At 39.5% G+C, this 238-nt stretch carries 1 protein-coding gene; it reads right to left on the bottom strand.

All coding sequences use genetic code 11. The features are described from left to right. Window positions 1-51: 51 nt before the first annotated feature. The coding region (locus INF61_RS22780; RefSeq protein WP_227413542.1) for a DUF6386 family protein at window positions 52-238 on the bottom strand (187 nt) is incomplete at its 5' end.

The raw sequence follows: 238 nt of genomic DNA, 5'->3' as shown, positions 1-238 counted from the left end.
AACATTTTTTGGGATGAAAAAATCCACGCCATGCAGTGAGTTTCATTTCATTCAGAGATAAACTCCCTCTTCTAACGAGTTTTCTGTAATCGTTGTTTTTGTAAAGGAAATTAGAACATCTGAGCCTTGCTTTTTATATTTAACTTCGTAACTACCAGGTTCCAAAGTAATAAACTCACCTGAAATAGCATCTGAGTCATCAGGCTCAAGATCCCCGCCCGTGACATCTTCTCCCGCC

The sequence above is a fragment of the Enterobacter cloacae complex sp. P18RS genome (assembly GCF_014982105.1).
GTDB classification, from domain to species: domain Bacteria; phylum Pseudomonadota; class Gammaproteobacteria; order Enterobacterales; family Enterobacteriaceae; genus Enterobacter; species Enterobacter hormaechei_C.
Note: the sequence above shows the minus strand (reverse complement) of the source record. Positions and strands in the feature narration are given on the sequence as shown.